This window comes from Salinisphaera sp. SPP-AMP-43, assembly GCF_049568105.1.
In the GTDB taxonomy this organism is placed as follows: domain Bacteria; phylum Pseudomonadota; class Gammaproteobacteria; order Nevskiales; family Salinisphaeraceae; genus Salinisphaera.
Map to the genome: position 1 here is coordinate 2,401,354 of NZ_CP145335.1, position 25,370 is coordinate 2,426,723.

The following is a 25,370-nucleotide window of genomic DNA, read 5'->3' on the forward strand; positions in this document are numbered from 1 at the left end:
GCTCTTGGCTTGCAAAACCCAAGGCAATGCGTGTGGCGTGCCCGACCACACAAAACTCCGGTCGCATTAGCGAATCGCCAGGCGGGATGGCAGAGGAATGGCCGGCGCCCGCGGGTCTGACGGGCCGAACACGCACCGTGCGGCGCCCAACGCTTTGGCCGACACGATTTCGGACCACAATGCGGCCTTGCACGAAGCCGCGACGAACTCAGCACCCAGAGACGGCCCGGGGCCGCCGGGCCGCCTGGGCACAGCGATCTCTCAGCCGTCGATCATCGGCAGGTCCAGGCCCTGCTCCTGGGCACAGAGGATCGCTTCGGCATAGCCGGCATCGGCATGGCGCATGACACCGGTGGCCGGATCGTTGGTGAGCACGCGCTCGATGCGCCGTGCGGCTTCGTCGCTGCCGTCGCAGACGATAACCATACCGGCGTGCTGGGCATAGCCCATACCGACCCCGCCGCCGTGGTGCACACTCACCCAGGTCGCCCCCGAGGCAGTGTTAAGCAGCGCGTTGAGCAGCGGCCAATCGGAGACCGCATCCGAGCCGTCCTTCATGCCCTCGGTTTCTCGGAACGGGCTGGCGACCGAGCCAGAATCCAGATGATCGCGGCCGATCACCACCGGCGCTTTCAGCTCGCCTCGGGCCACCATTTCATTGAAGGCCAGACCGAGCTTGGCGCGCTGGCCGAGCCCGACCCAGCAGATCCGTGCCGGCAGACCCTGGAACTGGATTCGCTCGCGGGCCATATCCAACCAGTGATGCAGATGTTCGTCGTCGGCAATCAGCTCCTTGACCTTGGCATCGGTGGCATAGATGTCTTCTGGCTCGCCGGACAGAGCGGCCCAGCGGAACGGGCCGATGCCGCGACAGAATAGCGGCCGGATATAGGCCGGCACGAAGCCTGGATAGTCGAAGGCATTCTCGACCCCGGCCTCGAAGGCCATCTGGCGAATATTGTTGCCATAATCGACCGCCTGGGCGCCCTTGGCCTTGAGCGCGAGAATCGCCCGCACCTGGTCGGCCATCGAAGCCTTGGCCGCGGCCACCACGGCATCGGGATCGCTCTGGCGCTGGGCCACCGCCTGCTCGAGCGTCCAGCCGGCCGGCAGATAGCCGTTCAAGGGATCGTGGGCGCTGGTCTGGTCGGTGACCAAGTCGGGGACGACGCCGCGTTCCACCAGCTCGGGAAATACTTCTGCGGCATTGCCGCACAGACCAACCGAAACCGCCTCGCCGGCGGCCGTGGCTTGCTCGATGATCGCTATCGCCTCGTCCAGGCTCGCTGCTTCGCGATCCAGATAGCCGGTTTCCAGACGCCGCTTAACGCGGGCCGGGTCGCATTCCACGGCCAGCATCGAAGCCCCGGCCATGGTCGCGGCCAGCGGCTGCGCACCGCCCATGCCACCCAGGCCGCCGGTTAGAATCCAGCGTCCGCCGAGGCCACCCCCGAAATGCTGGCGCCCGGCCTCGACAAAGGTTTCGTAGGTGCCCTGGACGATGCCCTGGCTGGCGATATAAATCCACGAACCGGCGGTCATCTGGCCGAACATCATCAGCCCCTTGGCATCCAGCTCGCGAAAATGCGCCCAGGTAGCCCAGGCCGGCACCAGATTCGAGTTGGCGATCAGCACGCGCGGTGCATCGGCGTGGGTCTTGAACACCCCCACCGGCTTGCCGGACTGCACCAGCAGCGTTTCGTCGTCATCCAGCCGTTCCAGGGTGGCGACGATCCGATGGAAGCATTCCCAATCCCGAGCTGCCTTGCCGATGCCGCCATACACCACGAGCTCGTCCGGGTTCTCGGCCACCTCCGGGTCGAGGTTGTTCATCAGCATGCGCAGCGGCGCCTCGGTTAGCCAGCTCTTGGCTGTCCGCGTGGTGCCGCGCGGCGCCCGAATAGGTTGGGAAGGCCGGTCCATAGAAGTCTCCGTGCTGTATATACAGGCAAGTTAGCAAGCCCTGTGTGTACTCGCAAGAACAAAGCCAAGATCTCGATGCACCCACGGCCAGCCGCCGTATATACAAGCCCTACACAAACTTGCCGTGCGGCGGCGGCAATGGTTTGATAGCAGCGCCATCCGTATTTTTAGCCGCCCGTGACCCGACGCCAATTCCATGCCCCGCTAGCGCTCACCCCCGAAGGCTGGGCCCGCGATGTCGCCATTGACGTCAACGAACACGGCTACATCACAGCGGTCACGGCCGCCGCCCCGCCCGAGGCGAGCGCGATCCGGCTGGCCGGGCCGACCCTGCCCGGCAGCGTAAATATCCACTCGCATACCTTTCAGCGCGCAATGGCCGGACTGGCCGAGCGCTCGGCTGGCCGCAACGACAGCTTCTGGAGCTGGCGCGAACGTATGTACAGTCTGGTACAGCGCCTGAACCCCGAACAGGTCGGCGCGATCGCCAGCTATAGCATGATCCAGATGCTCAAGCGCGGCTATACCGCGCTCACCGAGTTCCATTATCTGCACCACGCGGCCGATGGCGGCTTCTATGCCGACCGCGCCGAGATGGCTGGCCGTATCCTGGGCGCCGCCGAGGCCGCCGGGCTGCCGACCACCCTGCTGCCGACCCTGTATAGCTACGGCGACTTCGGAGGCCAGCCGGCCAATTCGGGCCAGCGCCGCTTTTTGCACAGCGTCGACGATTTTCTGAAACTGCTGGATACCGTCGACGGCCGTCTTGGATTGCAACAAACCCAGGGCCTGGCCTTTCATTCGCTACGAGCGGTCACCCCGGCACAGATCCACGAAGTACTGGCCGCCCGCCCCGAGACCGGCCCGATACATATCCATATCGCCGAGCAAATGCGCGAAGTCGAAGCCTGCCAGGCCTGGTCCGGTCAACGCCCAGTGCAGTGGCTGTTCGAGCACCTGCCGATCGACGAGCGCTGGTGCCTAATCCATGCCACCCACGTCGATGCGTCCGAACTGGCGCTTCTGGCCAGCGGCCCGGCCACCGTCGGCCTTTGCCCGACCACTGAGGCCAGCCTCGGCGACGGCATTTTTCCGGCCAGCGAATTGATTGATCAAGGCGGCCGCTTCGCCGTGGGCTCGGACAGCCAAGTCTGTCTCGGCCCGCTCGCCGAGCTGCGGCTGCTGGAATACGGCCAGCGTCTGAGCTCGCAGCAGCGCAACCGCCTGCACGACGGCGGCGAAGTCGGCGATACGATTTACCGCATGGCCGCCACCGCCGGCGCCCAGGCGGCCGCCCAGGCCACCGGCGCTTTGGAGGTTGGCCGGCGTGCGGACTTCGTCGTGCTCGATCCAGCCGAGCCTATGCTAGCCGGCTGCGCGCCCGAGCAGATCACCAGCTGTTGGCTGTTCGCCGGCGACGACCGCTGGGTGCGCGATGTCTGGGTCGCCGGCCAGCAAATCATCAGCGAGGGCCACCACCCGCTAGAAACCGAAGCCGCCCAGGCAATGACCGACGCGCTGGCCGAACTCGCCGAAAGCTAACGCCGATGCCTTCGGGCTTATTGAACTCTCGTACGAACACCACGTTGGCGCTCGCTACGTGGCCGGCAAAATACGAACCGCCGACCTCGGGCGCGCCCGATCTACATTCTCAGCGCTACAACAGGCCGGTTCGTTTTGGATGGGCAGCCCAACGCGAGGGCCAGGCGACCACCCCCGCTATCGAGCAGTAGGCCGAGATATCGCGACCGCAGCGTAGCAGCCACCGCGAGAGTGCCACGAGGCTGGACTGACCCATAACAGCAGCTGGCACGAGCCCGTATGCGGCCTCAACGGGCTCTGGCCGCCGCCCGGGCCATCGCCGGCTGGCCCAGTTCTATTTCTGGGCCGGCTGCCAGTCGATCAAGGTCTCGACGAACGCCTGCAGGGCCGGCTGCACCTGAGCGGCCAGGTCTTCTCGATAGGCAAACGGCGGCTGTTCTTCCATATACGTCCGCTGCGAAAGTTCGAGCTGAACGGCATGAATATTTCGGGCCGGCTCGCCATAGTGGCGGGTGGTATAGCCGCCCTTGAAGCGGCCGTTGAGTACCGAGGTATAAGGCGGCTGCGAAGCACAGACATCGCACAGCCGTGCCTCGAGATCGGCATCCAGGCTGCGTGATTCGTGGGTGCCGATATTGAAATCCGGCAACTGCCCCTCGAATAAACGCGGGATGACCGAACGAATCGAATGCGCATCGAACAAGATCGCATAGCCGTGCTCGGCCCGCAGCGCCTCCAGCGTCGACCGGATCTTGTCGTGGTACGGGCGCCATACCGAGTCCAGATAGGCGCTGCGATCCGGCGCCGGCTCGTGGGCAAAGATCGGCGTGCCGTCGAACTGCACCTCCGGCATCAACCCCGTGGTAGCACCGGTATAGAGCGGCGCGTCGTCCGGCGGCCGGTTGAGATCGACCACATAGCGCGAATAGTTGGCCCGAATCACGTGCGACCCGCGCTCGTGCACAAAATCGTACAGCCGGTCGAGATGCCAGTCGGTATCGGGCAGACCCGCGGCTTCCTTAGACATCGCAGCATGCAGGTCCTGCGGAACGAAGGTTCCCGCATGCGGAAAGCTCACCAGCAACGGCAGCGACCCCGGGTAAAAATCGAACGGCGATAGTTCTGATGACGTCATGGAATGCATCCAGCGCTGGCAAATCTAGCGCTGGATTCTACACAGTCCGGATTCGGCGTATTGCGCCCCGGCGATACCGTACGCCCAGGGCAGCCCACTTGGCCTCGCCATTACCGAGCTGCGCAAACGATCGAGATCATCTCAGGGAACATTATATTTAATTGCCACCTTATTACCGGCGCAGAAACATAGCCCGCATAAAGCAAATAAATATACTACCGATGTATAAAAATCGCGCTTGCATGAATTACACATAATGCCCCGAATTACCATGCCATTGTTAGGCGGCTCTGCGCGGTATCTAAGTTGTCAAAACGCTAGAACCCGACAGCATTTCGAGTTCAGTTGCTGCTCAGCTACCGGAGTCGCAAGCGCAACGCGTTGACAATTGACGGCGGAGCAATCTTGAGCCAAACAAACGGAATTCTGCCCAGCACGCATGGTGGCCCTATGATTGCGACGAAAATGAGCATTTCAGCTACCTTCTTCCAGAGGTCCTCGGGTCTCGGCGCTCCGAAGGCAAACGCAACCAAGAGCAACGCCACAAAACCGATAATCATAAATCCGGCAATGCGGTACGGAAGTCTTATCGGAGCTGGACTCGCTCGATCGACAGTGGCATCCATTATCGTCTCCCGTTCAACGTAGTGAATGAAGTTTAAAGTCTTCAACACAGCTGAGTGCCGCCCAACGCCTAAGCCCAGGTGCCGGCCGAAGCGCGGCAGCGCTTTGGACGGTCAACTGCAGCGATAAGTTAGGTTGAGCTTTGGTGTCGTACATATTTTTTATATCGATGATCGATAAATAACCAAAACAAAGCGCCCCAGACCAATCCACCAATTGGGAGCGTAACGAGGCATGCGAACATTACAAGAAGCGTCTCTTTAACCGACCAAGTAAGAACAAATAAGACGGGCAAAACAATTAACGGGAAACGCTTAGCGACGCGAAAACTCCAGCCGCCGACACCATATTGGATGACAAAGTTCCAAAACCCTAGTTCTCGAATTTCCGGCCAGCGCCCAAATCTATTTTTTGCGTCTTTCAAAACTACCTCCCCTAACGCCGAAGCTCAGTTGTCGGCCGAAGCGCGACAGCGTTTTGGGCGGTCAACTGCAGCGATTCGTTATACCTCCTGGAACCCAAACGCTTCGTTGATAGGTGAGCCTTGTTCAATAGCGACATTTTCTCTATCCAAGTAACAAGTAAATAGATGCTCGTAGCTTGGATCTATTTCAGACGACATAAACCTAAAGTATGAGTCTGGTTGTTCCAATGCGTAGCTCACGGTTACAGAAGTAAGCCTCAGTTTTTGTGACAGTTGTTTGAGTGTTTGTCGCAGCTCTGCCAACTCCTTCCTTTTATTACGCTTTTGCAGCTTTGCATTAAAGTAAAGCAAAAGTGTTTTTTCAATTAGCTGTCCTTCAGTATCAACATCGACTTCGTCGGTCATAGAATTTGCTACGACGAAGTTCATGTTATATTTATTATTATTTGCACATGAAAGCACTTTGAATAAATTGTAGAAAACAAATATATCTCGCCCCTCTGTCGGGATGCTATACAAAACATCGTTAAGACCCGCATGCGAGCCATTTATCGGACGGGAATTAGGATTCTTCGTGTATCCGACGTAGTGAATTTCGGAGCTGATTTCTAGATCGTTCTTTGTATGCGACAAAAAATCATGTACAGCGTAAGTAACAGTCTTCCCAGAGGCATGTTTAAAAGTTATGTGCTCGGGTGTGGTCTGAACAACAGGTCGACATGGTTCACCGGTCTGCTCGTCAATAACCGAGACTATGATTTTCTTATTTTTTCGTTTAGCGCCTATCTCTAGGTTCAAAATTAGCTTCGATCCTAAGCGCGTATATCTTGGCTGTTTATTTGATTTGAATCTGACACGCGTTCGAGATGCTATGAAATAAATAAAGCGCTTCTCTAAGCTAGATTCAACTTGTTTTTTGAAATACTTGAGCTCGGCCACAATTGCTTCACGAGTCGGGAAGGAATCGTGTTCGACCACGACATGTTCGTACCAATACATTTTCGAAAGCAAAAGCTCTACATACCATCGCTTCTCAGATTTCTTATAAGAGTCGTGATCTAGTAAGCCTGAATAGATACCCCGATTAATTTCAGCTGTCCCTTTCCGAAAAGCGGTATAACGCCCAAGCTCAGTTGCCGCCGGAGCGGCCGAAGGCCGCGGAGGGAACCCGAAGCGCGGCAGCGCTTTGGGCGGTCAACTGCAGCGATTCGTTAGATTGTCTTGCGACGCCCGAAATCGATTAGCATCTTTAGCTCAGCATTCTCGCGGATTTTGCAAATCAATCTAGCCCGCTTGGCATACCCCCAAAAAACAAAATAAGCAACTATTACGAAAATAGCCCAATTACTTGGACCTAAATTCCGAGCCAGAATTACCGCTAAAGCAGCTAAAAATGCTAGCAATCCGGCGTATGAATTCAAGCCGCTGAGGATACTTTCCAGTCTTTGATTGTGGTATTCAAGCGAGAAAGAAATGAGTCGCCAGTCGCGCTCGCATAGTCTGCCGGTTCCGCCAAGCTTACGAACAGACATAAGCTCTCGAGAAATAGATTCGAAGATTTCAATTTCAGTGTCGATTGTTTTCCCGGGCTCTGGCGGAAGTTGAGGCTTAAATACCTCACAAAGCCAATATCTATTCGGCCCAATTAGGGTTTCTAACTCAGGCCTCCTCGATCGATAAACTTCAAACAGCTTATCTAATACCTCTCCCCGCATATAAGCTCCAATTTCTATCTAACGCCTAAGCTCAGCCGTCGTCCCGCAGGGGCGATCGGCTGCAGCGCTAGGTTAGAGCTGATTCTTATAGCGTGTTGTAAGCCGGCTTCTCTTGATCGGGTACTTGCCGAGAGAACTTAGAAAAAGCCTCATATTCGAGGTAAGCCACCCAACCGAGCCGACGGAGATCCGCAGGGTTTGGGTCAGCTGGATTACACTTGATTGGCATCGCCGCTACAAAGAGCTTTGAAGGCCAGTCATCGAAGTGTCCGAGTTTTTTGAAGATAGTCCAACCGCCGCTATGTCCGTTGCGACCTCGGATCGAGTTTTGAAATTGTTGCCATCTTTGACTTAGTCCACCTTTAGATTTAGTCATCCCTATATAAACAACATCCCGCCATCGTAGCGCCTGCCCGGAGAGATCGCTATCAGAGATTGCGATAGCGTAAACACCGGGATACTCACGGCCAACTATTGCGAAACGGTCTTCCCAAGAGGTCCATCGACTGAAGCTTAGCTCAGGTATCGATACTTCTCGCATTATTCTTATCTCTAACGCCGAAGCTCAGTTGCCGCCGGAGCAGCCGAAGGCTGCGGAGGGCACCCAAAGCGCGCCCGCGCTTTGCGCGGTCAACTGCAGCGTCTCGTTATGCTGTTTCCCCATTTACTCTACGTCAAAATCTAAAATCTGGGATTGTGTTTGCTTTTGTATACTTCGGGCCACTCTACATCCTCACGCTGTACGGGCTCCATTGTCTTTTCCAAGATTGGATGCCACGGGTAAGTGCTCTCGCCTTTATATAGCTTTATCAGCAGATCCTGGCGTTCACCCCACATCGTCGGCCCTGGGAGTTCACTATGTTCGAATGGAATGTGCTCTCCTAACCAGAAATTGATCTGCTGCACTTGGACCTTTTTAGTCATGTCAATTGATCCGCCTCCTAAGCCAACGACTCAAGTCGGCATAACGCCTAAGCTCAGTTGCCGGCCGAAGCGCGGCAGCGCTTTGGACGATCAACTGCAGCGATTTGTTAGAGAATTTCGCGCAAACCTTTTAGCAATTTTTTAGCCGCCTTTCTCAGGGCCGCCCGTTCTTTGCGCTACTTTCTTGCGGTTTTCGTAACTTCTACTAGCTTTAGAATCTCTTCACTAAAATTCTTATTAATTTCGATGACCTCCTTAGATATTTGAGCCTGGAGTTCGTCGGGGTTGTGATTTCCCAACTCCGAACCGATAGCGACAAGCGCGCCTTCGATCTCTTTGTATTCTGGTAAATCATAGTGGGCCCCGTTGACGACTCGATCTATCTGCTCAGCGGCCTCTTGAGCACCTTGTAACGTCATCATCTGTTACCTCTAACGCCGAAGCTCAGTTGTCGCCACGCAGCGGCGATCAACTGCAGCGAGTTGTTAGAGCTCGCTCCATGACAATAGCTTTTCCGACAAAGCCATCAACAGCTTTCGTACCAATCGAAGCAAACTTTTGGTGTTCCCAAAATTTGAGTGCTCTCGGGTTCGTATCTATCACGGCGAGTCGCAAAAACTTGGACTCCCATTTTTTAGCCGTATCGATAATCTCTGAGAGTGCGGCCTGGCCGTATGACTTTCCCTGATGTTTCTCACAGAAAAGCAGTAAGCCGATCCACGTAATGCCTAGTTTTGGATAATCACGAATTATGTCGGCGCAGCCGACCACGGTATTCTCCAAATAAAATCCAAAGACGCATTTATCGGCTTTGTGACTATGAGGCGGCAAAGCGGCAAATGTCTCTTCAGCTGAGGTTGGGCTCGGCGGTTTTCCGCTCACCGCGTAACTATATCCAGGCGACTCATCGAACACCGTCTGTAAGTCGCGACGGTCTTCTCGATCTTCTCCGTTCAAAACGCGTGTGACAATCCGGTTCATAGCTCTAACGCCTGAGCTCAGTTGCCGGCCGAAGCGCGCCAGCGCTTTGGGCGGTCAACTGCAGCGTCTTGTTGGGCATTTTTAGTCTGCGGCTCTTTCCCGAAGTTTATTTCGGACAAAATCCACTGCTTCGGGCGGCAATGTATATGCTGTCAATCGGAACCGGTAACTTGAGGCAAGCTGCTTATTTATATCTCGCGCTGTAATAGCTTTTTCTGGCTCAGTTATCGGATTCACCGTAGTCTCAAACTCGCAAGGCAAGTAGTATTCTGCGTCTGGATCGGAACCACATGGCGCACGCCGAAAGGTGTCGGTTGTTTTTCCGAACGCAATGATACCTACGCCGGTGTGGTATAGAGCTACTGGGCTTCCTTTTGAAATGCTCGAAACTGCCGTCTTTCGTCCGTAATACGCTGCAGCCTTTTCTTGGCTTAACATATCTTTCCATGCGTCCGGCATATATGTCGCATTTGTATTTATTACCGATAGCCCATCAGGGAGCTCCATGAAAGTATCCCCTTCGGGACCGTACGGGCGAACTTCAAATAACAAATCGTTACTTTTAGTCCGGTAGACTTGGTAAGACAATGCTGTTACAGCAAGTCCGTGCCCACTCCAATAGTCAATAGCCTCTCTGGTATCGCGATCGAGGCCATCAGTTACGACTACAAAGCGCTGCTCTTGGTTGAACGAATCTTTTGGAAGTGCTTCTTCTAGTTCAAAATACTCCCGGTGAGCATCCGACAAATCGCGTTGCGAAACGCCACCGATGCGAAGCAAGTAATTTCGAAATAAATGGTTTAATCCGGAAAAGTCATATTGTCCAAAAATTTGCCCGTAGCGCAGCACTTGGAGCAAATTCTCCGGGCTAGACCGCCATCGTTTTAGTTCGAATATGTGAAGATGACCATATCGATCAATTGCGAGTATATCGGGTTCTTCCTGGTAGCGCCTTTCTTGGTGTATTACGAAGAGCTGATCTTCTCGTACGACCTTGTCAATGTGTTTGGCGATCAGTTCTTCCAAATCCTTCTCGAGCCAACCGAGCCGCGCTAGCGTCGAAGCGGGAACCTCGGTAATTTCCGACTTGTTGTCATCGTCAAGATAGAAAAGCATATTTCACACTGAATTATTTTATCGCCCAACGCCAATTCGACGACATTTGTAGATATAACACATAGCCAGCTGTCTACCTAGCCCCTCGCTTAAGCACGCAATAATCAGCCCGACGGGCTACTATGCATGTTAGGTAGACACGAACGGGTCGGTGAAATGCCTACATCTAATGCAAAGCAGCCGAAGCTGCTGGAACAGGTTCGCCAGCGGTTACGTGTCGGGCACTACAGCCTTCGAACCGAACAGACTTACATCCCCTGGATCAAACGCTACATTCTCTTCCATGGGAAGCGCCACCCGCGAGATATGGGAAAGGCCGAAATCGAAGCGTTTTTAACGCATTTGGCGGTCGATCGTCACGTTTCAGCAGCAACCCAAAATCAAGCACTTAATGCGATTCTTTTTCTTTACCGCTCGGTGCTCGAGATCGACGTAGATTGGATGACAGACGTGGTGCGGGCTAAACGCAATCCGCGCATTCCCGTTGTGATGAGTGCAGATGAAGTTCGGCGAGTGCTGGCCCATCTCAAGGGGGTCAACCAGCTGTTGGCGTCGCTGCTCTACGGCTCTGGCTTGCGGCTGATGGAGGCTGTTCACCTGCGGGTGAAGGATGTCGATTTTGATTATCGTCAGATCGTCGTACGCGATGGTAAAGGCGCTAAAGACCGGGTAACCCCATTGCCAGAGCGTGTGATCGAGCCGCTTCATCGGCAAATCGCTCATGTGCAGGCGTTGCACGATCAGGATCTGGAGGCCGGCTATGGCGAGGTGTATCTGCCCAATGCCCTGGCTGCCCTATATCCCAACGCTGCATCTGAGTTGGCTTGGCAGTATGTGTTTGCATCGGAGCAGCTCTCCCGCGATCCGCGCTCTGGTAAGACGCGACGGCACCACGTTAGCGAGAAAGGCTTACAGCGCGCGGTAAAGAATGCGGTGCGTGCCGCCGACGTGCACAAGAAAGCGAGTTGCCACACGTTCCGGCATTCGTTTGCCACCCATCTGCTGGAACGCGGCAGCGATATTCGGACGGTGCAGGAATTACTCGGGCATAAAGACGTGCGGACCACGATGATTTACACGCACGCTCTGAAACGTGGCGGCCACGGTGTGACTAGTCCGCTGGACACTTAGCGCTCGGAAGCGGCCCGACCATCCAAACTTCGAACTCCCCGTTCGCTCGACTGGCAAACACCCCACCGGATAGATATAGGGGGGTTGTAAGGTGCCGGCTATCCGGTCGGCCGCCTGTCGCTTGTCCGGGGACGATCGAATCAGCAGCACCGCCCTGTTTCATTATGGCGTTAGCCATAAAAAAGCCGCAGCGCCATTCGGCGGTGCGGCTTTAAATGCCTCTATATACAAGATACAAGATACAAGGCTTATTTGGTGGGCCGTGATGGATTCGAACCATCGACCAATAGATTAAAAGTCTTTAGCTATAGGAGTTAATGAAAATTAACCTGCCTTCCTAAGGCTATACATACCAAGCGTTTTAGCCTACCTTCGGGTTCACGGGATGTTCGATGAATGCCCTGAAATGCACTCCCAGTGTAGCACCAGCGTAGCACCGAGCAGCCGATAGACTCACAGCGCGACGCTGTAGCACCAGATCAGCGCCGGCAGACTCTGAAGGAAGGCCAATGAACCAAAAAACACTGCGCTTCAATAAGCGCGAAATTGCTAGTCTGCCGCCCGCAGAAAACAAGAAACGCGATTACTATCAAGACCCTAGAACGCCAGGGCTACGCTTAGCCGTTACCGACAAAGGCTCGAAAAGCTGGGTTCTCCAACGGCGGGTGAACGGCCGCGTAAAACGAATCACCCTAGGGCGCTTCCCCGACATGACACCCGAGAATGCTGTTAAGCGATTGCACGCCACGCTTGGACAGCTAGCCCAAGGCGTCGACCCGCAAACCACCGACCGGCGAACCGAAGTCAAGCGCGTGACGCTGCACGAAGTCCTCGACCAATACCTACAGGCGCGAACCACGCTCAAGGCCAGCACCGTTAAAAGCTACCGGCAAACCATCGAGGTCGGACTAAAAGACTGGTGCAATACACCCGTCCGAGCGATTACGAAAGATATGGTCGCCGAGCGCCACCGCCAGCTTACCGAGCAATCCGGCCCCGGCTACGCGAACATGGTGATGCGAACGCTTAAAGCCGTTTGGAATTTCGCGGCTGGCGTCTATGAGGACGAGCACGGCGAATCGCTGTTGCCTTCAAACCCGGTTCAACGGCTCTCGAAGACGCGTTCTTGGAATCGGACCAAACCTCGCACGACGGTTATCCGCTCGCATCAACTCCCCGACTGGTTCGGGGCGGTCGAGAAACTTCGCGCCGAACCGTGGGGTACGCCCGCGCAGACGGTCGGCGATTATCTCGAAGTCCTGATCTTGACCGGCATGCGGCGCACCGAAGGCGCCTCACTGCGCTGGGATGGTGTGGACCTGAAAGGTAAAAGCTTTACGCTGGTCGATACCAAGAACCGGGAAGATCACACCCTGCCCTTGTCTGATTATCTGGCCGATCTACTAAAGAATCGTTTCAAGCATCGGCCCGATCCAGACTCGCCGTTCGTCTTTCCGGGCAACGGACAGACCGGGCATATGGTGGAGTTCCGAGCCTATACGAATCGCGTTACCCGCGACTCGGGCGTTCCCTTCCGGTTGCACGATCTGCGGCGTACGTTTATCACGGTAGCCGAAAGTTGCGACGTACCCGCCTACGCCCTAAGTCAGCTCGCAAACCATAAGCTCGGCCACGCTGTAACCCGCGATTACATCGTGATGGACTACGAGCGATTGCGCGAGCCCATGCAGCGGATTACCGATCAATTCCTAACACTGGCCCAGCTTCGTTAATTATCGATGTCCGACCGACCGCACAACGATCCGCAGGCCGCCTTCGCTGAGTTGCAGCAGCAGCTTAAACAGCAGCGCGAGCGCACCGCTACATCGCCCAAACACCAACCGAATCCGCCACGGTTCGCAACGCTCTGCACGGAATACGTGGCTCGGGATACGTGGACGATTTCTGAAGCTGCCTTATTGCTGCATGCCTGTCATCCCGAGCGCCCCGTGCCGCTCAGCGGTGGCCCGCCCGAACTCGATAAAGCGATTCGTGCGACGCAGCAGTTCCTAATAAGCTGTCTAGGCGTCAGCCTGCCGGCAATCGGTCCGATCCCGCGTCTGTTGAAGGCCAACGCTCGGATAAGTGTTGCCGATTTGTATTCGTTAATGAAACAGAAATCGTTAACGGTTCCGGAACCGCTGGCTAAAGCATTCGCGGCGCAGTTGGATACGCCCGTTAACGATACCCCTCACGGCAACGCGACCCGTAATGAAACGATCCGCGAGGCAGCCCGTAACATGGCCGACCATTTCGTTGCGTCGCAAGCGGCCAAGTTCGTTAAATCAACGGGCGTAGTCGATCGCAAAGCGCTGGCAACCCATATGGAAGCGTATCCCGGCTCTTGGGTGCCAGAATCGATGTTCGACCCTGAGGCCGAATCGCCACTTAGCTTTCGAACGCTCCGCGAGTTACTTGGAAGGCACTTCCGCGAGCAGGGCAAATAAACGCCGGGTTTTATGTACGAGTAATTTACTCGTATTGACGAGTATTTTGCTTGTCACTCCGTATCGCCGTGCATTGCAATTCTTCACTCCGCAGTCACAAGCAAGCAATGCGGAGCAATCCATGCACAACGAAGCCAACCGCCTACTCACGCCGAACCAAGTTGCGGAACTACTCGGCGTTACCGTCCATACCCTCGCCGTCTGGCGCTGCACCAAGCGCTATCCGCTGACATTTCTCAAGATCGGATCGCGGGTCCGGTATCGGCAAGCCGATGTCGATGCTTTTATCAACGGCAACGAACAGGTGTCGGCATGAGTCGGGCGGCGGACAAGCAAACGGTCGCGCCGATCCGGCCCGAACTGATCGCCTCGGGCGGCGTTTTCGATCGCCACGGGGCCAGCGTCAAGACCGAAGCCTGGAACACAACAAGTCGGCCGGTACGACTGACGATCGCCGACGCGACCGGGCAGCATACCGCGGCCATCCATTTATCGTTTGATGCGGCTGCACAGTTGGCCCGCGATCTGGAAGAATGCTGCGCTGCGCGGCGCGCGTTTGATGAGTCTCGCAACACAGCGGGTGGCGGCGCATGAATGCCACCCACTACGCGGCGGAATTTTCGCCTCTCGAAATTCCTGCCGAGGGGCGCGTCTGGTTGCGCGAGTTGCTGAACTCCCAGCCCGTGCCGATCGCGAACGCGCTCGCCGAACGGCATCGCCGCACCTATGATGCGGCGCGCGATAAGGGCCAGTCCAACCCTATGCGGCCGGCCAACGTTGGTTTGCGCGAGTTCGTCGAGGCATCCGAAGGCGTCCTATCCGCCGATGCCAGCGATAACGAGATTCGGGCTTTTGCAGCACGGCGTAGCCACGAGTGCGACCATAGCATGCGTCGAGTCAATGGCGACGAAATGGCGACCTACGCGGCCGGGCATGGGGTGGTTACGCGCTTCGGCCTAGTTCCGCCCAAGCCAAACCATAACCGCACCCTACTAGGCTGTATCGAGCGAATGCGCGATGAGCGGTGGTGGCGCAATCAACTGCACAAAATTCACGGCCGCAAACACGAGCAACAAGCGCGCTCGATTGGGCTCGTGCATAAGCGCGCCGGCCTGTATATCAGCGAATACGGGTTCCAGCGCTATATCGGGCGGCAGAACAGCAACGCCCGCGCCTTAATCGATACGATCGCGGTTTGCGAGACGGGCGAAGAATTCAGCCTTGCCGAAATCGCCGACAAGGGTGTCAGCAATCCGAGCATTCGCCGCAAGGAAATGATGGCGCGTATCGCTGGAATCGAGCGCTACGCGGAAAGCCAAGGCGATGTCGCGCTATTCGCCTCGATCACCACTCCGCCCGAGTTGCACGCCGTTCATTCGAAGTCGCTCGAACCCGGTGATGGCCAGCACGTTACACCCCGCGAGGGCCAGAAATGGTTGATGGTGCAATGGCGCAAGATTCGCGCGAAGCTCAATCGGGCCTCGATTAATGCTTACGGCCTACGGGTGGCCGAGCCGCACCACGACGGGACGCCCCACTGGCATGCCCTGCTTTTCGTCGATCCGACGCGAGTTGAATCGCTGCGGCGCATTCTGACGGATTACTTCGTTGACGGCTCGACGAGTCCGGCCCGGCAAAAGCGGGCTTGCGATCTCAAAGCGATCGACCCGCAGCGCGGCTCTGCAACCGGCTATATCGCCAAATACATTTCGAAAGGCATCGACGGGCACGGCCTCGACTATGCGGCCACGCTCGACTCGGATGGTCAGCAGATCGGACTAGAAGCCGATCCGAAGGACGCGGCCCAACGTGTCCGGGCTTGGGCATCACAGTGGGGTATCCGCCAGTTCCAGTTTATGGGCACCCCCGCTATCGGACCGTGGCGCGAACTTCGCCGTATACGTAGTCAGATCGCAGGCAACCCAAAAGCCGAAGCGTTACGTAAAGCCGCCGACGAAGGCGACTACGCCCGTTACATGGAACTCATGGGCGGCGCGGCTCTGAAATCGAGCGAGCGTCCGGCTCGCGTTTGTTACACCACCGAGGCCGAACGCGGCCGTTATGGCGAAGCGAAACAACGCGCCTATCTCGACGCCTTCGGCGTTACGTATACGACGCGGCCCGTCCGTTGGAAAATCGAATACCGGCCAGCCGGCGATCGCCGTAACCGGAACACTACCGATCAATGTGATCAGAACATAACGGGCAGCGAAGCCAACGGCCACCCCACCGAACCCGTAACGGGAAATATCGAACTCTATTTCGTTAACGAGCTTCCGGGCTCGAAGTTAGCGCAACGGCGTAGCCGTGAGCACTTGGACTCGTGGAAATAACTGTACGCCACTCAACTCAGCTTCACAGCACACTGTGCTGCCAATTTAATCTTCATCCGGAGCATGTATTGAGACGATTTCGGGAATCGCTGGCTCTTCCGTTCCAGATACAAAGAAGTGGTGATCACCCGCACGATCTAAATACGTAGATAATTGGCTACGAGCGTCAGCTATTTTCTTAAAATATTCTTTAAACGGAAGCGAAACATTCTCGCCAGTCTGAGCCTCTTCTGGCACCGGGATTGATATCTCAAGATACCGCTTCCCGACATCTTCGCGATTTGTCTGCATGAAAATAACGCGTTTCCACTGATCTCTAACAATATTCAGAGTTAGGGCCCAGATCAGATAGAACGAATCAAAATTCGCAGCTGGACCTGGTCTTATAACTATAATCTCTTTTGTTAGCAAAACCTTTTCTTGGCCAGGCATCAGAACGCAAAAATCACCAATATTTTTGCTTGTTCTCTCTGGGCACAATAAATCGAATGCCTGCAAATCAGGCTTACCACGTTTCCAAAATTTACGGGCCACTTGATAGGGAACTCGATTAGTAGGATTAATATTTACCAGACCAGCCCTGAGATCTGAAACCTTAATATATGGCACTTCACCAACGCGCTGATCAGCAGCTGGGGAACCGTGACCTCCGCGAATTTCAATAACACCAGTTTTTTCCAACTCCCCTAAAGTAGCAGAAGAAAATCCTTTAAATTTTTCTCCTTGCATCGCTTCACTGAAAGCCTCGTCGAAGCGACGATCGTAATACAACGGTACAGCCGTACCTAACGAGACAGCCTCGCTCGGAATAAATCGCATCGTGTCGGTATTTCGACCCTTAGCGAGCATCTTCATATCGCTCAGTAACTGATCGTTAACCGCATCGACCAGCTCTCCCGTTTCCGGGTCCTTTATCTGAATTCGCGAGCCGGTCTCCCGCTCCACCATGGGCAATAGACGTCCGCCTTTGGTGAGCCCACAGGTCGGAGCTGTACTAACCATCACCGTATCGTCGGAGAACCACCAGGGTTTATGAGGTGCCACTATTCATGCCTCTTCTGTCGGATGAGGAGTCCGAAGGCTCAGATGCTTCGCCGTTACCGACTTTTTCAAATATATAAAAATTAGTTTTCGCGCGGCAAAATTCCTCGAATGCCTCCATCGCTATGTTCATCATCCCACGCAGGGCGAACCTGCCTTTCAACCACCCAGGCAGCCAGCGATAGCTATACGAGAAAAAGTACGTCTCCGGTAAGACAATTCCAACTCTCCCACCAATTTGTAATAGCCTATGAGCTAACTCTAGGTAGATAAGTCCTATCTCGAGGTCTAAGTGATCTTTCTTTCGCCCCGGGTTAGCGTCAGCGGCTGCTTTGGTAATCGTATATCCGGCCGCCCGCGCGTCACTGGCTGTTACACGCAAACCTTTACCAAATGGCGGATTGGTTAATACAACCGTAAATTGCTCTGCAATTTCGTTTGTATTACTCGGCACACCAAGTTCATGCTGGAGAATTGGGAACTCTTTGGCCCAAAGATGCCTTCTTACTGCGTCGCCTATAAGCGTATGGGTTGACCCATCTTGCATAGCGATCATCATCGCTTTCGTCAACTTGACGCCGATAGGGTCCATATCGACCCCATATAGTCCATCGTTTGCGAATTTAACCATCCTCCAGGTGTCGCCATCGTTAAACTCGCGCTCTTGCACTTGTCGCAAAGCTTCGACTAAAAACCCGCCGGTCCCACAAGCCGGGTCGATTACTTTATCGGCAGAAGTAATATCCATGGCCATGACGCACGGCCTAACAATACGTTGAGGAGTCATAAATTGCCCCTCACCGGACTTAAGTGCTTGCGTCCTAAAAATCTGAAAAGCCTTAGCTAGAATGTCGACTTTATCGCCCAGTATTCGCCAAGGTGCTAATGTATCTACAACGGCAAATATTGTTTCATCTGTCAACCGGATATGATCGACATCGTCCCGATGGAAGACTCGGGTCCGTTGCTTGTCGAAATACTCTTTGAATTGCTTCTGAATCGATGCTGCTGTTAAAGCAACCATCGATGTACGGTCCCCATAGATACGAAGTGTGACCGGCTTATCTTGGTTGCTCTTAATACTGGCTAAGCTATCGCTCTCAACTTTTACTAGGAAGATGTGCAGAAGCTCTCGTAGCTGGTCTTCGCGACGTACGGATCGCGAATCCCGAGCAACTACCGTCGCAACTAAACGCTTGAGGGCTGTTGACAGCTGCGCTTCGGTTGGAACCTGGAGGTCATTCCATGTTGGTGGATGTTCAGGGGGAGCAGTAAGGTCATCTCCCGGATGTGGCAGCGGCGGATCTTTTACCTGGATCCAATCATTCGTATGAGATTTGTATACAGCTAGGCTCGAGGTGCCGTTTGTCCAGTACCCCATTCGGACGACCGGCTCACTAGCCAGGTAGCGCATCAGCTGATCGCGCCCTTTGTCTATCGTAGGCGCTTTAAACTCAAAGATGATTTGAAGGGCGTGCGGCTCCTTTGTTTCGTTGGCAAAAGCTACGAGGTCCGCTCTGCCACAAGCTTCAAAGGACTGCCCTCGCTCACGCTTTGTTAGATCATGAGGCGTATTAGGGATACGCCATTCTGGTGACCACTGAAGTAGCGCTTCTTTCCAGCCGAGGGCATGCAACTCCGCTATCACACGCCTGCGTACGACCTCTTCAGAACCTTGAGCTTCCTTTTTCGCAACCTTCGCCATATTCGTCTCGCAAATTTGGTCGTGCGCCTCGCTTCAGTGATTGACGGTACAAGCATTCAAGGGCACGACGTGCGGAAGCTATCACCCAGCCTTGAGCAGTGGCAGAGGCTGATCGTGTAATAGCGTGCCCGTACCCGCTCAAACCACTTCACTGATGACAAACAAATTGTAGCACCACCGTAGCACCGGCAATAAAAAAGCCGCAGCGCCTTTCGGCGGTGCGGCTTTAAGTGCCTCTAGTTAAAAGGCTTATTTGGTGGGCCGTGATGGATTCGAACCATCGACCAATAGATTAAAAGTCTACTGCTCTACCAACTGAGCTAACGGCCCGTAATAGAGCGCGCATGATACCGGAAATTCCGGAGTTTGCCACCCCCTAATCGGCAGAAATTGGCGCGTTGGGCTGATAGCGGGTCGGGTCCGGTACGCCGGCGGCTTCGAAGCCGGCTCGGCGCAGGCGGCAAGCATCGCAGATGCCGCAGGCGCGGGCGTCGTCGTCGGCTTGGTAGCAGGTGACAGTCTGGCTGTAGTCGACGCCCAGTTGGTGGCCACGCTGGATGATCTCGGCCTTGGTGAGGTGCATCAACGGGGTCTGGATCTGGATGCTATGGCCTTCCACGCCAGCCTTGGTCGCCAAGGCCGCCATGCGTTCGAACGCATCAATAAATTCGGGGCGGCAATCCGGGTAGCCCGAGTAGTCTACGGCGTTGACGCCGATGTAAATCGCCTCGGCTTCCAACACCTCGGCCCAGCCGAGGGCAACCGAGAGAAACAGGGTATTGCGCGCCGGCACATAGGTCGAGGGAATGCCCTCCGTGGGGGTTTCCGGCACGGCGATGTCGTCGTCGGTCAGTGCGGAGCCGCCCATGCCGTCGAAGTCGATGCGTACAACCTTGTGCTCGACCACATCGGCGCTGGCGGCGATGCGCGAGGCGGCCGTGAGTTCGGCCGTATGGCGCTGGCCGTAGTCGAAGCTGAGCGCATAGCAGCGATAGCCGGCCGCAGCGGCTTCGGCAAGACAGGTTGTGGAATCCAGGCCGCCGGACAATAAGACGACGGCCGCGGGCGCATCGGACGATGGCATAGCGTTGTTCATTGGTTGAAAACGAGGGAGAGCTAGTGCCCGGGGGCGTCGCCCCAGAGCTGTTTGTGCAGCTGTAGCTGGAAGCGTACCGGCAGCCGGTCAGCCACGATCCAATCGGCGAGTTCGCGGGCGGTGATCTGGCCGTGGCTGGGCGAAAACCAGACGATACAGCCCGCCGGCAGGTTCATCTCGGCCAGCCGCTGCTTGGACCACTGGTAGTCGGTTTCCGAGCAGATGACGAACTTGAGCTGGTCGTGATCGGTCAGGGCATCGAGATTGTCCCAGCGGTTGCGCTCGGCTTCGCCGGAGTCCGGGGTCTTGATATCCACCACCCGAGAAGCCCGGGGGTCAATCGGCCGGATATCCAGTGCGCCAGCGGTTTCGACCGAGACATCATAGCCGGCATCGCACAGTCGCCGAACCAGCGGCGCGACGTTGGGCTGGGCCAGCGGCTCGCCGCCGGTGACACAGACATCGTGGGCGCCGAGTTCATCGGTACGGGCAAGGATATCGTCGAGCTTGAGCCATTCGCCGCCATGGAAAGCATAGGCGGTATCGCAGTAGTGGCAACGCAGCGGGCAGCCAGTCAGGCGGATGAACGTACAGACCCGGCCCGCGGCCTTGGCCTCCCCCTGCAACGAGCAGAAGACCTCGGTGATGCGCAGTGCATCGATCCGCTCCTGCCAACGGCTTTCGCGTACGCCGTCGCGCCGGGTGGCATCGGTTTTGACATCAAGAATATCGGACACCGGCTTATCGCCCTCGCCTAGTTGCGGCTGCCGCCCAGCGACTGCAGTTTCTGCTTGGCCAGATCGGCGGAATCGCTATTCGGATACTCGTCGACCACGCGCTGCAAAGTGGACTGGCCGTTGTCGGTCTGGTTCTGCGCGATTTGGATCAGCCCAATCTTGTACAGCGCGGCCGGCATCTTCGGCGAATTCTTGAACCGGTTGACCACGGTTTCGAAGGCTTGCAGCGAATCATCCATGTTCTGCTGAACATAGTTGGCCTCGCCGAGCCAGTACCAGGCGTTGTCGGTCAGGCTGGAATCCGGATGCTGGGAGACGAACTGCTTGAACGAGGCAATTGCGGCATCGTACTGGCCGTTCTGGAGTTGATTAAAGCCATCCATATAGGCTGACTGCACCGCCGGATCGACATCGCCGTTGCCGCCGGACTGGGGCACGCGCGTCGGCGCGCTGGTGGTATTGCCGGCTGTATCGTCGGCACGGCCTGCGCCACTGTTTTCTAGCGTGCTCAGCCGCTGATCCAGATTCTTGTACAGATCGCGCTGGCCCTGCTCGCTTTGTTTGAGCTTGTACTTGAGCGTGTCGACCTCACCGTTGAGCTCGCGAACCTGCTGCTGAAGCTGCTGAATCTGCTGATACAAACTGAACAGGTTCGGCCCGTTGCCGCTGTTCTGGGCCAGCTGCATCGGCTGCGATGACGGCGGGGTCGGCGCTGCACAGGCAGTCGGCAGCACCGCCACGCTCGCGCTGAGCGCGAGCGTGGCCAGGGTCGAGGGTTGGAACAGCGCTTTACGCATCACGCGAGCCTATTGGTTCTGATTCGTATAGATGAAGTCCACACGGCGATTTTTGGCATAGGCTTTTTCCGTATGCCCCATCAGTTCCGGGCGTTCTTCGCCGTAGGAAATGGTACTGATCTGGCCGGCACCAGCGCCCGACAGCACCAGCGCCTGCTTGACCGAGCCGGCACGGCGCTCGCCCAGGGCTACGTTGTATTCCCGGGAGCCGCGCTCGTCGGTATTGCCTTCCAGGCGCAGATGCACTTTCGGATGATCGGACAGATAGCTGGCATGCGCCTGGATCGCCTGCTGGAAGCGCGACGGGATCGAGCTGCTGTCGAGATCGAAGTAGATCGTGCGCGTGGACAGCGGGTTGTTCGGATCGGTGAACATGTCGCGATCGCCGCTCGGGATACCTTCCAGGCCGCGCACGTCGATATCGCGCCGCTGGCTGCCCATAGCCTGGCCGTTATTATTGGCGCCCTGCATGCCGGCCGCCGGCATATCGCCCGGGGCGCGTACATTCTTGCCCCCGCCACAGGCAGTCAACGCAATCGCTGCGGCCGTAAGAGCTACGGCCAGGGCCGGTCGGCGGGCGGAATTAAAATCCAAGTGACGCATCAAAACGCTCCTTCGTCTTTATTGTAGCCAACGCGCCGGCGCTGCCCCATGCATGGCCGGCGACCGTTGATTCATCGAATCAATAGCCCAGCGGTCCCCAGGCGGGTTCGCGGACCTCGCCGGCCTGCGACAATGTGGATTTCACATCGCCGTCGACCGAGACCGTGGCCAGAGCGTTGTTGCCGCCCTGCTTCGCATACAGAATGACTTGGCCGTTCGGCGCAAAGGCCGGGCTGTCATCAAGCGGCCCATTGCTGACGATACGTACATTATTGTTCGACAGGTCCATCACCGCAATCCGGAAGCCGTTGCCGCTTTTCTGAACCATGACGATCGAATCGCCATTGGGCGAGAAATCGGCGCGCTGGTTGCTCTGGCCATCGTAGGTCAGCCGCTGGACCTGCCCACCCTGGCTATTCATCTGGTAGATCTGCGGGCGGCCGCCGCGATCCGAGGTGAACGCAATGGTGCCGCCATTGGGCGACCAGGTCGGCTCGGTATCGATGGCGTTGCTGTGCGTGAGCTGGCGCACCTGCCCGCTATTGAGGTTGTACACGAAGATATCGCTGTCGCCGTCTTTCGACTTGGTGAAAGCGATCTTCGAGCCATCCGGCGACCAGGCCGGTGCGCCGTTGACACCGCTGCCCGAAGAAATCGTGCGGACATTGCCACTGGCCAGATCCTGGACCCGTACGCTGCTCACACCTTTGTAGACGTTGAACGCCACATAGGCCAGCTTGCGTCCGTTCGGCGACCAGGCCGGCGACATCACCGGGTCCTGTGAGGAATAGACGGTGCTGGGATGGCTACCGTCGTAGTCCGAGACCACCAGCCGGAACTTGCGATTGTCGGCACTGTTGCCGGTCACCGTGATGTAGGCGATCCGGGACAGGAAATAACCTTTCTCACCGATGAAACGCTGGTAGATGAGATTGGCGACCGTATGGCCCGCATCCCGCAGCTCATTGGGCCCGGCATTGATCTGGTAGCTGGCGGTCGACTGGCCCTGGGGCACATCCAGCAGATTGAAAGTCAGCTGATAGCCGCCCTGGCCGTTCGACGATGCCGAGCCAACCACCAGATTATCGATATGCTGGGTGCGCCAGTTGTCGTAATTAACCGCCTCGGGCGAGCTCGGCTGCGACAACATGTTCTGACGCGGGAAGATCCGGAAACGGCCCGTCGACGACAGGTCGTCGCTGGCGACCTGTGCCACGTCTACTGGCAAGCGTCCATTAGCGCTGCCAAACGGGGAAATCGCGATCGGAATGGCGCTATCGGAACTCTGTGTAATGTCGACTTGCAACGCAGCTTGGGCGGGCGAGAGCGTCGCGGCCGTCAAACAGACGGCGAGACCGATGGCAAACGAGCGAAAAGTCTTGTATTTCATTGGTCCGGCCTGAAAGTGAACTCGATATCCGACTGAAATAGATTATCCGACGGCGGCGACGGCAGCGGGTCGGATTTATAGATGGCCTGCCTGACCGAGCGGTCGACAGCTTCATTACCACAGGAGCCCAGCAGCTGGACGTTCGAAATCTGGCCGCCGGGCAGCTGTTTTACGCGTACCTTGCAAGAAATATTGGAAGCGCCGGGCGGACGGATCCAGTTGCCTTCGACCTTGTCCCGGATCGCCTGTACATACTGCGCCATGGCCTTCTGGTTGGCGGCATCGCGCCGGCCTGCGGCCTCCTGTTGCAAGGCTTTTTGCAGTTCTTTCCGGCGCGCGGCTTCCTGCTGGGCTTTCTTGCGCGCTGCTTCCTTGCGGGCGGCCTCCTCGGCCGCCTTTTGCTTGGCCTCGCGCTCGGCTTTTTCACGAGCCGCTTTTTCAGCCGCTTCTTTCTTGGCTTTTTCCTCGGCGGCTTGCTTGGCGGCGGCTTCCTTGCGTGCTTTTTCTTCAGCCGCTTTCTCGGCCGCCTCTTTCTTGGCTTTTTCTTCGGCGGCCTTTTTCGCGGCCGCTTCCTTACGTGCTTTTTCTTCGGCCGCTTTCTGGGCTGCCTCTTTTTTGGCTTTCTCTTCAGCAGCCTTCTTGGCAGCGGCTTCTTTACGCGCCTTTTCTTCAGCGGCTTTTTGCGCGGCTTCTTTACGGGCTTTTTCTTCGGCTGCCTGCTTGGCGGCGGCTTCTTTACGCGCCTTTTGTTCGGCGGCTTTTTCTGCGGCCGCCTTCTCGGCCGCCGCTTTTTCAGCCGCTTCCTTGCGCGCTTTTTCCTCGGCGGCCTTTTGTGCAGCAGCCTGTTCCGCGGCTTTCTGTTCCGCGGCCTGTTGTTCGGCCTTGGCCTGTTGTTCGGCCTTTTCCTGGGCCGCCTGTTCGCGCGCCGCCTCGGCTTTGCGTTTTTGTTCTTGCTCGGCCTGCTGGCGGGCTTTTTCGCTAGTTTCGTCCGCAGACTGGTCTTCGGCCGGTTCCGGCTCAGGTGGCTGTTGTTGCGGCTCGGTGGTATCCGGCGTCTGCTCGGGCGTCTGCTGGCTGCGCACGGCGCTGGTATCGATCACCGAGGCATCGACGATCTTCTGGCCGCGATTGCCCTTCGAAGCCGTGTCGTGAATAAACGCCACGCTGAAGATCAGCAAGCCGGCAACCAGCGCATGCAGACCGACTGCGAGAACCACTGCACGCCAGTGTTCCCCGATTTTCTTCAGCAGTTCCAACACCTATTCCTGCTCTTGCTGCGAAGGCTTGTCGACATCGTCGGTCAGCAGCCCGACATGCTCGGCACCGGCCTGCTGCAACAGCACCATGCCGCGCACAACATCGCCGTAGGAACCGGCGCCATCCCCGCGCACGGCTACCGGCGCTTCCGGCCGTTCGTTAAGCACCTTGGTCACGGTCTGGGTGATCGCATCCGGGGCCATGGGCTGGTCCGGGGTAGGCCCGACGTTGAGCGACATGTCGCCGTCCGCGGTCACGGTCAATACGATGGGATGATCGTCTTTCTGGTCCAGCACCTTGGCCGGCGCCTGCGGCAGATTGACGTTAACCCCGGTAGTCAAAAGCGGGGCCGTAACCATAAAAATGATCAACAACACGAGCATGACGTCGATATAGGGGACGACGTTGATCTCGGCGTTTAAACGGCGTTTGTTGCGTGCTCTCATGCC

The 25,370-nt window shown here is 56.6% G+C and carries 24 protein-coding genes and 1 tRNA gene; 7 read left to right on the plus strand and 18 right to left on the minus strand.

Annotated elements, in window-relative coordinates:
* Positions 1-261: 261 nt before the first annotated feature.
* Positions 262-1,923, minus strand: coding sequence for a urocanate hydratase (hutU, locus tag V5738_RS10180; RefSeq protein WP_423820691.1), 1,662 nt, complete (start codon positions 1,921-1,923; stop codon positions 262-264).
* A 177-nt stretch (positions 1,924-2,100) separates the two neighbouring features.
* On the opposite strand from hutU, the gene V5738_RS10185 reads away from it, so the two are divergent.
* Positions 2,101-3,465 (plus strand): formimidoylglutamate deiminase, encoded by a 1,365-nt coding sequence (locus tag V5738_RS10185; protein ID WP_423820692.1) that lies wholly within the window; start codon positions 2,101-2,103, stop codon positions 3,463-3,465.
* Between the two features lie 334 nt (positions 3,466-3,799).
* On the opposite strand, the gene hutG is transcribed toward V5738_RS10185, so the two are convergent.
* From hutG to V5738_RS10220, 7 genes are all read right to left on the minus strand, one after another.
* Entirely contained in the window at positions 3,800-4,600 is an 801-nt protein-coding gene (gene hutG, locus V5738_RS10190; protein WP_423820693.1) for an N-formylglutamate deformylase, read from the minus strand.
* 754 nt (positions 4,601-5,354) lie between these two features.
* On the minus strand, positions 5,355-5,648 hold the full coding sequence (locus V5738_RS10195) for a hypothetical protein (RefSeq protein ID WP_423820694.1): 294 nt from the start codon (positions 5,646-5,648) through the stop codon (positions 5,355-5,357).
* A 78-nt stretch (positions 5,649-5,726) separates the two neighbouring features.
* Positions 5,727-6,626: a hypothetical protein gene (locus V5738_RS10200; RefSeq protein ID WP_423820695.1), complete on the minus strand. Its 900-nt coding sequence runs from the start codon at positions 6,624-6,626 to the stop codon at positions 5,727-5,729.
* A gap of 233 nt (positions 6,627-6,859) precedes the next feature.
* Entirely contained in the window at positions 6,860-7,180 is a 321-nt protein-coding gene (locus tag V5738_RS10205; protein ID WP_423820696.1) for a hypothetical protein, read from the minus strand.
* Between the two features lie 1,283 nt (positions 7,181-8,463).
* Positions 8,464-8,706 (minus strand): hypothetical protein, encoded by a 243-nt coding sequence (locus V5738_RS10210; RefSeq protein ID WP_423820697.1) that lies wholly within the window; start codon positions 8,704-8,706, stop codon positions 8,464-8,466.
* A gap of 49 nt (positions 8,707-8,755) precedes the next feature.
* Positions 8,756-9,268 carry a GNAT family N-acetyltransferase gene (locus V5738_RS10215; RefSeq protein WP_423820698.1) on the minus strand — a complete coding sequence of 171 codons (513 nt, stop codon included), beginning with the start codon at positions 9,266-9,268 and terminating at the stop codon, positions 8,756-8,758.
* A gap of 81 nt (positions 9,269-9,349) precedes the next feature.
* A complete protein-coding gene (locus tag V5738_RS10220) occupies positions 9,350-10,384 on the minus strand; it encodes a hypothetical protein (RefSeq protein ID WP_423820699.1) in 1,035 nt (344 codons plus the stop codon).
* Between the two features lie 156 nt (positions 10,385-10,540).
* Between V5738_RS10220 and V5738_RS10225 the strand changes: the two genes are divergently transcribed.
* The 6 genes from V5738_RS10225 to V5738_RS10250 all read left to right on the plus strand — a co-directional run bounded on the left by V5738_RS10225 (position 10,541) and on the right by V5738_RS10250 (position 16,295).
* Positions 10,541-11,515 carry an integron integrase gene (locus V5738_RS10225; RefSeq protein WP_423820700.1) on the plus strand — a complete coding sequence of 325 codons (975 nt, stop codon included), beginning with the start codon at positions 10,541-10,543 and terminating at the stop codon, positions 11,513-11,515.
* A 509-nt stretch (positions 11,516-12,024) separates the two neighbouring features.
* Entirely contained in the window at positions 12,025-13,248 is a 1,224-nt protein-coding gene (locus V5738_RS10230; protein ID WP_423820701.1) for a tyrosine-type recombinase/integrase, read from the plus strand.
* A 6-nt stretch (positions 13,249-13,254) separates the two neighbouring features.
* Entirely contained in the window at positions 13,255-13,962 is a 708-nt protein-coding gene (locus V5738_RS10235) for a hypothetical protein (protein ID WP_423820703.1), read from the plus strand.
* Between the two features lie 121 nt (positions 13,963-14,083).
* Positions 14,084-14,278 carry a helix-turn-helix transcriptional regulator gene (locus V5738_RS10240; protein ID WP_423820704.1) on the plus strand — a complete coding sequence of 65 codons (195 nt, stop codon included), beginning with the start codon at positions 14,084-14,086 and terminating at the stop codon, positions 14,276-14,278.
* Positions 14,275-14,556 carry a hypothetical protein gene (locus V5738_RS10245; RefSeq protein WP_423820705.1) on the plus strand — a complete coding sequence of 94 codons (282 nt, stop codon included), beginning with the start codon at positions 14,275-14,277 and terminating at the stop codon, positions 14,554-14,556. Before V5738_RS10240 ends, V5738_RS10245 begins: the two co-directional genes overlap by 4 nt.
* Positions 14,553-16,295, plus strand: a complete 1,743-nt coding sequence (locus V5738_RS10250) for a replication endonuclease (protein WP_423820706.1) — start codon at positions 14,553-14,555, stop codon at positions 16,293-16,295. Before V5738_RS10245 ends, V5738_RS10250 begins: the two co-directional genes overlap by 4 nt.
* 45 nt (positions 16,296-16,340) lie before the next feature.
* Here V5738_RS10250 and V5738_RS10255 read toward each other — a convergent pair whose 3' ends face one another.
* The 10 genes from V5738_RS10255 to tolR all read right to left on the minus strand — a co-directional run bounded on the left by V5738_RS10255 (position 16,341) and on the right by tolR (position 25,367).
* On the minus strand, positions 16,341-17,339 hold the full coding sequence (locus tag V5738_RS10255; protein ID WP_423820707.1) for a hypothetical protein: 999 nt from the start codon (positions 17,337-17,339) through the stop codon (positions 16,341-16,343).
* Positions 17,326-19,041 (minus strand): HsdM family class I SAM-dependent methyltransferase, encoded by a 1,716-nt coding sequence (locus V5738_RS10260; RefSeq protein ID WP_423820708.1) that lies wholly within the window; start codon positions 19,039-19,041, stop codon positions 17,326-17,328. The genes V5738_RS10255 and V5738_RS10260 overlap by 14 nt, the downstream gene beginning before the upstream one ends.
* A 254-nt stretch (positions 19,042-19,295) precedes the next feature.
* Positions 19,296-19,371: transfer RNA gene (locus tag V5738_RS10265), tRNA-Lys, on the minus strand.
* A gap of 46 nt (positions 19,372-19,417) precedes the next feature.
* Positions 19,418-20,125: a 7-cyano-7-deazaguanine synthase QueC gene (queC, locus tag V5738_RS10270; protein ID WP_423820709.1), complete on the minus strand. Its 708-nt coding sequence runs from the start codon at positions 20,123-20,125 to the stop codon at positions 19,418-19,420.
* Between the two features lie 32 nt (positions 20,126-20,157).
* Positions 20,158-20,799 (minus strand): 7-carboxy-7-deazaguanine synthase QueE, encoded by a 642-nt coding sequence (gene queE / locus V5738_RS10275; protein ID WP_423824166.1) that lies wholly within the window; start codon positions 20,797-20,799, stop codon positions 20,158-20,160.
* A gap of 92 nt (positions 20,800-20,891) precedes the next feature.
* Positions 20,892-21,671 (minus strand): tol-pal system protein YbgF, encoded by a 780-nt coding sequence (ybgF, locus tag V5738_RS10280; protein ID WP_423820710.1) that lies wholly within the window; start codon positions 21,669-21,671, stop codon positions 20,892-20,894.
* Between the two features lie 9 nt (positions 21,672-21,680).
* The gene (gene pal, locus V5738_RS10285; protein WP_423820711.1) at positions 21,681-22,274 is read right to left on the minus strand and encodes a peptidoglycan-associated lipoprotein Pal; all 594 of its coding nucleotides are present in this window, start codon (positions 22,272-22,274) and stop codon (positions 21,681-21,683) included.
* A 79-nt stretch (positions 22,275-22,353) separates the two neighbouring features.
* Positions 22,354-23,664 carry a Tol-Pal system beta propeller repeat protein TolB gene (gene tolB, locus V5738_RS10290; RefSeq protein ID WP_423820712.1) on the minus strand — a complete coding sequence of 437 codons (1,311 nt, stop codon included), beginning with the start codon at positions 23,662-23,664 and terminating at the stop codon, positions 22,354-22,356.
* A complete protein-coding gene (gene tolA / locus V5738_RS10295; protein ID WP_423820713.1) occupies positions 23,661-24,923 on the minus strand; it encodes a cell envelope integrity protein TolA in 1,263 nt (420 codons plus the stop codon). Before tolA ends, tolB begins: the two co-directional genes overlap by 4 nt.
* On the minus strand, positions 24,924-25,367 hold the full coding sequence (gene tolR / locus V5738_RS10300; RefSeq protein WP_423820714.1) for a protein TolR: 444 nt from the start codon (positions 25,365-25,367) through the stop codon (positions 24,924-24,926).
* Positions 25,368-25,370 lie beyond the last annotated feature (3 nt).

Bases quoted from the DNA above. Each gene is read 5' to 3' on its own strand.
- tolR (WP_423820714.1), bottom strand. From the start codon at position 25,367: ATGAGAGCACGCAACAAACGCCGTTTAAACGCCGAGATCAACGTCGTC.
- V5738_RS10245 (WP_423820705.1), top strand. From the start codon at position 14,275: ATGAGTCGGGCGGCGGACAAGCAAACGGTCGCGCCGATCCGGCCCGAA.
- hutU (WP_423820691.1), bottom strand. From the start codon at position 1,923: ATGGACCGGCCTTCCCAACCTATTCGGGCGCCGCGCGGCACCACGCGG.
- V5738_RS10260 (WP_423820708.1), bottom strand. From the start codon at position 19,041: ATGGCGAAGGTTGCGAAAAAGGAAGCTCAAGGTTCTGAAGAGGTCGTA.
- V5738_RS10210 (WP_423820697.1), bottom strand. From the start codon at position 8,706: ATGACGTTACAAGGTGCTCAAGAGGCCGCTGAGCAGATAGATCGAGTC.
- V5738_RS10230 (WP_423820701.1), top strand. From the start codon at position 12,025: ATGAACCAAAAAACACTGCGCTTCAATAAGCGCGAAATTGCTAGTCTG.
- V5738_RS10215 (WP_423820698.1), bottom strand. From the start codon at position 9,268: ATGAACCGGATTGTCACACGCGTTTTGAACGGAGAAGATCGAGAAGAC.
- V5738_RS10225 (WP_423820700.1), top strand. From the start codon at position 10,541: ATGCCTACATCTAATGCAAAGCAGCCGAAGCTGCTGGAACAGGTTCGC.
- V5738_RS10250 (WP_423820706.1), top strand. From the start codon at position 14,553: ATGAATGCCACCCACTACGCGGCGGAATTTTCGCCTCTCGAAATTCCT.
- ybgF (WP_423820710.1), bottom strand. From the start codon at position 21,671: ATGCGTAAAGCGCTGTTCCAACCCTCGACCCTGGCCACGCTCGCGCTC.
- hutG (WP_423820693.1), bottom strand. From the start codon at position 4,600: ATGACGTCATCAGAACTATCGCCGTTCGATTTTTACCCGGGGTCGCTG.
- V5738_RS10205 (WP_423820696.1), bottom strand. From the start codon at position 7,180: ATGTCTGTTCGTAAGCTTGGCGGAACCGGCAGACTATGCGAGCGCGAC.
- V5738_RS10220 (WP_423820699.1), bottom strand. From the start codon at position 10,384: ATGCTTTTCTATCTTGACGATGACAACAAGTCGGAAATTACCGAGGTT.
- queC (WP_423820709.1), bottom strand. From the start codon at position 20,125: ATGCCATCGTCCGATGCGCCCGCGGCCGTCGTCTTATTGTCCGGCGGC.
- V5738_RS10240 (WP_423820704.1), top strand. From the start codon at position 14,084: ATGCACAACGAAGCCAACCGCCTACTCACGCCGAACCAAGTTGCGGAA.
- pal (WP_423820711.1), bottom strand. From the start codon at position 22,274: ATGCGTCACTTGGATTTTAATTCCGCCCGCCGACCGGCCCTGGCCGTA.
- V5738_RS10235 (WP_423820703.1), top strand. From the start codon at position 13,255: ATGTCCGACCGACCGCACAACGATCCGCAGGCCGCCTTCGCTGAGTTG.
- tolB (WP_423820712.1), bottom strand. From the start codon at position 23,664: ATGAAATACAAGACTTTTCGCTCGTTTGCCATCGGTCTCGCCGTCTGT.